The following is an 8,350-nucleotide window of genomic DNA, read 5'->3' as shown; positions in this document are numbered from 1 at the left end:
ACCTGGTTCCAGTAATCGGTGGCTTTACGGTCGGCAAAGGTTTTATCATTGTGCGGATCCATATAGCGCAGGAAGTACCAGCTGCTGCCGGCATAGCCGGGCATGGTATTGGTTTCACGCTTCACGCCGGGAGCCACATTCACCCAGTCGGTGATGTTGGCCAGCGGCCCTTCACCTTCTTCCCCGGGTTTATAGTTTTCCACATGAGGTAATTCCAGTGGCAGGTCTTTTTCATCCATTGCATATGGAATACCGTTTTTATAAACGATCGGGAAGGGTTCGCCCCAGTAACGCTGGCGGCTAAAGCCGGCATCGCGCATTTTATAGTTGATCTGGCGTTTGCCAATGCCCAGTTCTTCCAGTTTGGTGATCACCACGTCCATAGCAGGTTTCATGTCCATGCCATTAAGGAAGCCGCTGTTTTGCAGTTTGGCGTCCTTTGTAGGATTGGCTTCCTGCCCGTCGAAGGCGTCGCCAATGATATTGGTGATGGGGATGTTGAAATGTTTGGCAAAGCCATAGTCGCGCTGATCGCCGCAGGGCACCGCCATGATGGCGCCGGTGCCGTAGCCGGCCAGCACATATTCCGCGATCCACACGGGTATTTCACGGCCGTCAAACGGGTTGATGGCGTAGGCGCCGGTAAAGCAGCCGGTAATTTGTTTTACATCAGCCATACGTTCCCGTTCGGAACGGCTTTGCACATATCCGAGGTATTTATCGATCTCAGCTTGTTGTTCCGGGGTGGTGATCTTTGCCACCAGGTCGTGCTCGGGCGCCAGTACCATGAAGTCCACACCGAAAATGGTATCGGGGCGGGTGGTGTATACTTCTATGTGTTCGGCGCAATTCTTCAGGGCGAACTTAATTTCGGCGCCCTGGCTCCTGCCGATCCAGTTACGTTGCATTTCTTTCATGGCATCGCTGAAGGCTACTGTTTCCAGTCCTTCCAGCAGGCGGTTCGCATATTCGGTGATACGCAGGAACCACTGGCTCATTTTCTTTTTTACCACGGGGTACCCGCCGCGTTCACTCACGCCGTTCACTACTTCGTCGTTGGCCAGTACGGTGCCTAATGCTGCGCACCAATTCACTTCAGCATGAGCCAGGTAGGCCAGGCGGTATTGCATCAGTATGTCGCGTTGTTCTTTCTCGCTATAGCTTTTCCAGTTGGCGGCCGTGAATTGTATGCTCCGGTCACCGGGGCAGATATGGCCGGCATTGCCATCTTTCTCAAAAATAGCCACCAGGGAAGCAATAGGTTCCGCTTTCTTAGTGCTGCGGTTATACCAGCTTTCAAAGATCCGGAGGAAAATCCACTGGGTCCATTTATAATAGGAGGGATCGCTGGTGGTCACCTGCCGGTCCCAGTCGTAACAAAAGCCAATATTATCCAGTTGTTCACGGAACGCTTTGATATTCTGTTCGGTGGTCACCGCCGGGTGCTGACCCGTTTCAAGGGCGTATTGTTCTGTGGGCAAACCAAATGCGTCGTACCCCATTGCGTGGAGCACGTTATAGCCTTTTAGTCTTTTATAACGCGAATAGATATCCGTTGCAATGTATCCCAGCGGATGGCCTACGTGTAAGCCAGCTCCGGAAGGATAGGGGAACATGTCCAGTACATAACATTTGGGCTTTGGACTGTCATTGCTCACACGGTAAGCATGCGATTGCTCCCATTGTTGTTGCCATTTTTTTTCGATTGCCCTGAAATTGTATTCCATATTGGTTGTAGATGAACCTTAATTGTCTGGATATAAACAATACGTCCGGTCATTAAGGCGTTATCAGTTATAATTTAAAAAGTTGTATAATGCCTGTTCAGCAAAATAATGTTAAATTCATTAATACTCCAATGTCATTCCCTAACATCTCTCTATATTGCTGTTCTATTGTCCGGAAAGGGCCTATTACCTGACCGGGCTGGCAAAATTAAACACATAACTACTAATTTTTATTATTTTCGCCGATAAACTGCAGATTAATGGCGCAATCCGGGAAATCATCAGCAAAGAAGTCGAAACCATCCTACCTGTACTCCATCATTGGTGTGGCACTGGTATTGTTTTTACTGGGCACATTGGGTCTGGTGGTAATACATGCTAATAAGCTGAGTGTGTATTTTAAGGAAAGCATTGAGATACAGGTTATTCTCCGGGATAATGTAAAAGAAGCACAGGCCACAGCCCTGCGCGATTCCATGGCTCATAAGCCATATATTAAGTCCATTGAGTATGTGTCGAAAGACATGGCAGCACAGCGGTTCAGAAAGGATTTCGGGGAAGATTTTATCACCCTCCTGCAATATAACCCGCTGTATAGCAGCATCAATATAAAGGCTAACGCCAATTATGTAAATAACGACAGCCTGAAGATCATTGAAAATAAGCTCTCCCAGCAAAGCATTGTGCGGGAAATATCCTATCAGCGGATGCTGGTGAGCAAACTGAATGAAAACGTAAACAGGATAGGATTAATTATCCTGATCATCAGCGGATTACTATGCCTGGTGGTGATATTCCTGATAGACAATACCATTCGCCTGGCTATGTTCAGTAACCGGTTCCTGATCAAAACCATGCAGATGGTAGGAGCCACCCGCTGGTTTATCGCCAAACCGTTCGACCTGCGCAGTGTTGCCAACGGCGCCATAGCCGCAGTAATAGCTATCGCCGGCCTGATAGGTATCATGTCTGTAGCCGATAAGTTATTGCCGGAACTGGCAGGATTACGTGATAACCTGATGATAGCACTGCTTTTCATAGGTATGATCCTGATAGGGATCAGTATTTCACTGGTGAGCACGCATCGCTCGGTAATGAAATACCTGCGCCTGAAACTGGACGATCTGTATTAATTTTAACATCTTTAATGAAGATATAATACCAAACACTATGGCTAAAACAGCTTTAAATAAGGAGACAGAAAACGCCTTGGCCGACAGCCGCCCTATTTTTCCGAAAGAAAACTACAAATTCATGCTGGCCGGTATCGTGGTGATTGTATTGGGCTTTCTCCTTATGATGGGAGGCGATTCCAGCGATCCTAACAGTTTCAAACCGGAACAGGTATATAGCTTCCGTAGAATCACCCTGGCGCCTATTGTTATTGTACTGGGCCTGGTGATAGAAGTATATGCTATTATGCACCGTCCGAAACCAAAGGCATAATTGCTTTTATAAAAGTATTTTAACAGCGATGATCCCTCATCGCTTTTTTTTTAACTTTTAACCATATTAAATTCGATGAATGTTTTTCAGGCTATCATTATTGCCATCGTGGAAGGTTTAACGGAATTTCTGCCGGTTTCCTCCACCGGGCATATGATCATTGTGAGCGCGCTGCTGGGTATTGGCAAAGATGAGTTTACTAAACTATTTGAAGTAGTGATCCAGCTGGGTGCAATCCTGGCAGTGGTGGTATTCTATTGGAGAAAATTCCTGGTATTTGATAAAAACCGCTTCAACTTTTACCTGAAGCTGGCAGTGGCGGTTATCCCTGCACTGATCCTCGGGTTCCTGTTCAGCAAGAAGATCGACGCCATGCTGGAAAGCCCGCTTACAGTAGGTATCACACTGCTGGTTGGTGGTATTATCCTCCTGTTTGTAGATAACTGGTTTAAAGAACCCACTATTCTCACGGAAGAAAAAATAGATGTTTTCACTGCCTTACGTATAGGATTCTACCAGTGCCTGGCGCTTATTCCGGGTACCAGCCGCAGTGCCGCCTCCATTATTGGCGGTATGCAACAGAAGCTTTCCCGTAGCGTATCAGCTGAATTTTCCTTTTTCCTGGCAGTGCCTACCATGGCTGCCGCCACAGGTTATAAACTGTTGAAAGGGAAGGAGTTATTAACCGCGCACCCCGAAAACCTGAAGCTGCTGCTGATAGGAAATATCGTGGCATTCCTCGTAGCCCTGGGTGCCATCAAATTCTTTATAGGCGCCGTAAAAAAATACGGCTTCAAAATGTGGGGCTACTATCGCATAGTGGTGGGCATCATCATCATCGCAGCCATACTGATGGGCTACCAACTCGAAGTATAGATCGCCTTCGGCGATTGTCTTGGAGCAGGATTACGCTGATTTTGCTGATTACCTTGATTTGATCATTTTTGTTTTTTTTGATTTTTCTAATTATAGTTAAGGGAGATAAAAGCGAATATTATCCGCTTCTATCTCCCGTAAACCTTTATAAAATCATTACAAAATCAAATCAGGGTAATCAGTGTAATCAGTTTAATCCTGAGTCAGACAACCTTCGCGTTTAATCCTGAGTCAGACAAAATCCGCGTTATCCTTTTACCGCCAGCAATAACTCAAGATCAGTGTATTTTAGTTTGAATTTTTCGCTGAGATGATAATTCGTAAGCGCGCCTTTGTACAGGTAGATGCCATTACGTACACCCCGCTTGATCCATACCAGGTTTTCAAATCCGCCATCATCGGCTGCTTCCACCAGTAAAGGCATCAGCACGTTGCTGATAGCTTCGGAAGCGGTACGGGCAAAACCCGAAGGTATGTTGGGTACACAATAATGCACCACATCGTACTTTTTAAATACCGGGTTTTCGTGCGTGGTGATCTCGGAGGTTTCAAAACAGCCGCCCCGGTCAATGCTCACATCTACAATCACGGAGCCTGCTTTCATATTGCTCACCATCGATTCGCTGACCACAACAGGGGTGCGACCGCTTTGTGACGACAATGCCCCTACCGCCACATCGGCATTACGAAGCTGCTCTGCCAGCACTTTGGGCTGGATAACGGACGTGAATACACGTACCCCGATGTTGTTCTGCAGCCTTTTCAGCTTGTAGATGTTATTATCGAATACTTTTACGGAAGATCCCAATGCCAGTGCCGTCCGGGCTGCAAACTCACCCACGATGCCGGCGCCTATGATCACCACTTTCGTAGGCGGAATGCCGGTAACACCACCCAGGAGGATCCCTTTCCCTTTGTTATCGTTGCTCAAATACTGCCCGGCAATCAGCATACAGGCTCCTCCCGCTATTTCGCTCATGGCCCTAACAATAGGATAGGTGCCTGCATCATCTTTCAGGTTCTCAAAAGACAGCAGCGTGATGCGTTTATCCATCATTTTCTGCACCTGTGGCGCCTTCAGGGCAGCTAGGTGAATAGGAGAAATAACGATCTGGTGCGGGTGCAGCAGTTCTATCTCCTCATCGTTCAGCGGTGCAGATTTTACAATGATCTCCGCTTTAAAGACCTCTTTTTTATCGTATACGATTTCTGCACCGGCTTCCGAATAGTCGGTATCGTAATAATGGGAGCCGTCTCCGGCTTTATGCTCAACTACTATATGATGTCCGTGTGCCGCTAGAATGCTGACTGCATCGGGCGTAAGGGCAATCCGGTTTTCCTGGAAGGATGTTTCTTTCGGAATACCTATAAACAAACGGGAATTTTTCTGTGGAATATCCAGCGTTTCTTCCAGCGGTGAATAGGTAAACCCGGCACTTACTACAGGTTTTTGCCTCTGCTCCATATGCGTGTTCAGTTTTTTTAAATCGAAGTATTCAAAGATACATCATTTGGGAGATGAAGCGATTTCACGCAGTATCCTTTTTTGGTCCGGCTGAACTTCCAGCCGCAGGTGAATGGTATCCGGGGGGAGCATATGGGCTACCAGGTCCGGCCACTCCACAAAGCAGATGGCGTCCTGGTAAAGGGTGTCTTCCACGCCGGCGCTGATAGCGTCGTCTTCGTCCCGGAGCCGGTACAGGTCCAGGTGGAAAATACGGCGGGGCCTCCCATGGGTATCCGTATAGGCATATTCATTAATGATCGAAAATGTGGGGCTGGCAGTAGCATCCTGCACGCCTTTGGCAGCGCATAAAGCCTTTACCAGTGTGGTTTTACCCGCTCCCATGGGGCCATCAAGCGTGAATACCTGTTTATCGGCGAATTGATCCCAGAATTGCCGGGCTGTTTCCGGCAATTGATCCAGCGTAAAAGTCCATTGCATTCCCAAAAATAAGGAGAAAGCAACAGCGATCGTTACCCGATTTTGCAAAAGTTGCAGCAATGCGTCAAAAATCGGCCAGAGCCCTTGTTCAGCCTGTTTCGGAGCGTCCCTCCGGTTGTTCTGCCGCTTCGTTGCATTAATATTTTATCTGCCTATTTCATCTGCTGCTAACTTTGTAAAAAACGAAGAGATGTCAGATGATAGCCATTAATTGCAAGGTAGAAGGAATGCATTGCACCAGTTGTGCCCTCGGCGTTTCCAAATACCTGGAGAAAAAAGGAATGCAGGACGTTAACGTCAGCTTTGCCACGGAAGAAGTGAGTTTCACCGCACCGGAAGGCGCCAACTCAGCGGAGATCCTCAACGGGATCACCCAAATGGGTTACCGCGTGGTAATGCCGGAAGATAAACCAGCAGAAAAGAAGTTCTATTCTACACTTACATTCAAATTTATTTTTTGTTTCATATTTACACTGCCCCTGTTGTTACATATGTGGGTTAGCTGGCCCTGGCTACATGAGCCATGGGTACAGTTTGGTCTTACCCTGCCCGTATACCTGACGGGAATGTGGCATTTCGGCCGCAGCGCGGTACGCTCCCTTATTAATCGCATGGCTAATATGGACGTATTGGTGTCGCTGGGCGCCACGGCCGCTTTTGTTTACAGCTTCGTAGGCACCGTGGTATACGGCAACACGGATTATATGTTTTATGAAACTGCAGCGGCCATTATCACCCTGGTATTCCTGGGCAACCTGCTGGAGGAAAGATCCGTAAAACAGACTACCACCGCCATTGCCGAACTGGCCCGCATGCAGATCACTACAGCCCGGCTTATTGATACCAGCCACGGTCATGAACACATTCATGAAGTAGACAACCGTACCCTGCGTACAGGCGATTGCGTATTGGTAAATACGGGTGATAAAATACCTATGGACGGCACCATTTACTGGGGTAGCGGCCATGCCAACGAATCCATGATCACCGGCGAAAGCGCGCCTGTGAGCAAAAAGGAAAAGGATAAAGTAATAGGCGGTACCATACTGGAAAACGGGAGCATCAAAGTTTATATTACTGCCACCGGCAAAGACACCGTGCTGTCGTATATCATTGAGCTGGTAAAGCAGGCGCAGTCCGATAAACCACCCATGCAGAAACTGGCGGACCGTATCAGCGCCATATTTGTTCCCCTGGTATTAGGCATCGCCCTGGTTACCTTCCTGGGCTGGTATTTTATAGGGCACACTACGTTGGCTGTTGCCATGATGCGTAGTGTAGCCGTATTGGTTATTTCCTGCCCCTGTGCCATGGGACTGGCAACGCCGGCTGCCGTGATGGTAGGACTGGGCCGTGCAGCCCGCAATGGTATCCTTATCAAGGGAGGACATACCCTGGAAATGTTTAAAGACATCCGGCAGGTAGTATTCGATAAAACAGGTACCCTTACCACGGGTAAGCTCCAACTGGGTGAATACCGCTTTTTTGATATGCCGGAAGAAGATTTTAAACAGGTAGTGTACAGCCTGGAGAAATATTCTTCCCACCCTATTGCACGCTCTATAGCTGCGCTCTGGAAATCTGCGGGGGAAGTGCCCTTGCAGCAGGTCCGGGAGCACAAAGGTTTGGGAATGCGCGCCGGCGACAAAGCAGGTAACGAATGGCAGCTGGGTTCTTTTCGTATGGCAGGCGGCGCTACGGAAGATGACAGCCATAACCTGTATCTCTTAAAGAACGGACAGCTGGCTGGCTGGATCGATTTTACCGATGAAATAAGGCCGGAAGCCGCCGGGGTGATCACCCAACTGAAGCAATCGGGTATCAAACCCGTTCTGCTAAGCGGCGATACTGCCCGTAAATGCGCCGAATTAGCCACCAAACTGGGCATCACGGAAGTATATGCAGAGCAATCGCCGGAGCAAAAGCTGCAGAAAATAGACGCCCTCATGAAAACCGCACCTACCGCTATGGTGGGCGATGGTATCAATGATGCTCCTGCACTGGCAAAAGCCACCATTGGTATTTCCCTGAGCGATGCCACGCAGGTGGCCATGCAAAGCGCCAACGTAGTGCTGCTCAATAACAACCTCGGCTCCCTGCCGCTGGCGCTGGGGCTGGGCAAACATACCTATCTCACCATCAAACAGAATCTTTTCTGGGCATTTATCTACAACGTAGTGGCGATACCGGTAGCCGCCCTCGGCTTCCTGAACCCTATTGTGGGCGCTGGCGTAATGGCTATCTCAGATGTAGTGCTGGCAGTAAACTCTATAAGGCTGCGCTATAAAAACGTGACCAGCGCGAAGGTTGTCTGACTCAGGATTAAACTGATTACACTGATTACCCTGATTTGATT

7 protein-coding genes are annotated in these 8,350 nt (G+C 48.4%); 4 read left to right on the top strand and 3 right to left on the bottom strand.

The window, feature by feature from the left end; all coding sequences use genetic code 11:
- Positions 1-1,727: class I tRNA ligase family protein (locus VN105_RS24660; protein ID WP_325645248.1), on the bottom strand; the 1,727-nt coding region annotated here is incomplete at its 3' end.
- A gap of 260 nt (positions 1,728-1,987) precedes the next feature.
- Here VN105_RS24660 and VN105_RS24655 point away from each other — a divergent pair.
- The 3 genes from VN105_RS24655 (at position 1,988) to VN105_RS24645 (ending at position 4,049) form a co-directional block, all read left to right on the top strand.
- Positions 1,988-2,860 carry a cell division protein FtsX gene (locus tag VN105_RS24655; protein WP_325645246.1) on the top strand — a complete coding sequence of 291 codons (873 nt, stop codon included), beginning with the start codon at positions 1,988-1,990 and terminating at the stop codon, positions 2,858-2,860.
- A 37-nt stretch (positions 2,861-2,897) separates the two neighbouring features.
- Positions 2,898-3,173: a DUF3098 domain-containing protein gene (locus tag VN105_RS24650; protein WP_325645244.1), complete on the top strand. Its 276-nt coding sequence runs from the start codon at positions 2,898-2,900 to the stop codon at positions 3,171-3,173.
- Between the two features lie 75 nt (positions 3,174-3,248).
- On the top strand, positions 3,249-4,049 hold the full coding sequence (locus tag VN105_RS24645; RefSeq protein WP_325645242.1) for an undecaprenyl-diphosphate phosphatase: 801 nt from the start codon (positions 3,249-3,251) through the stop codon (positions 4,047-4,049).
- Positions 4,050-4,296: 247 nt separating this feature from the next.
- Here VN105_RS24645 and VN105_RS24640 read toward each other — a convergent pair whose 3' ends face one another.
- Together VN105_RS24640 and tsaE are read right to left on the bottom strand one after the other, a co-directional pair.
- Positions 4,297-5,514: an alanine dehydrogenase gene (locus VN105_RS24640; protein WP_142685673.1), complete on the bottom strand. Its 1,218-nt coding sequence runs from the start codon at positions 5,512-5,514 to the stop codon at positions 4,297-4,299.
- A gap of 42 nt (positions 5,515-5,556) precedes the next feature.
- A complete protein-coding gene (gene tsaE, locus VN105_RS24635; protein ID WP_325645240.1) occupies positions 5,557-5,994 on the bottom strand; it encodes a tRNA (adenosine(37)-N6)-threonylcarbamoyltransferase complex ATPase subunit type 1 TsaE in 438 nt (145 codons plus the stop codon).
- A gap of 197 nt (positions 5,995-6,191) precedes the next feature.
- Here tsaE and VN105_RS24630 point away from each other — a divergent pair, with 197 nt between their 5' ends.
- Positions 6,192-8,309: a cation-translocating P-type ATPase gene (locus tag VN105_RS24630; RefSeq protein WP_325645239.1), complete on the top strand. Its 2,118-nt coding sequence runs from the start codon at positions 6,192-6,194 to the stop codon at positions 8,307-8,309.
- Positions 8,310-8,350: the final 41 nt, after the last annotated feature.

Origin of the sequence: Chitinophaga sp., from assembly GCF_035564935.1 — a bacterium.
In the GTDB taxonomy this organism is placed as follows: Bacteria; Bacteroidota; Bacteroidia; order Chitinophagales; family Chitinophagaceae; genus Chitinophaga.
The sequence above is the reverse complement of the archived record's forward strand: the minus strand, read 5'-3'. Positions and strand labels throughout refer to the sequence as shown.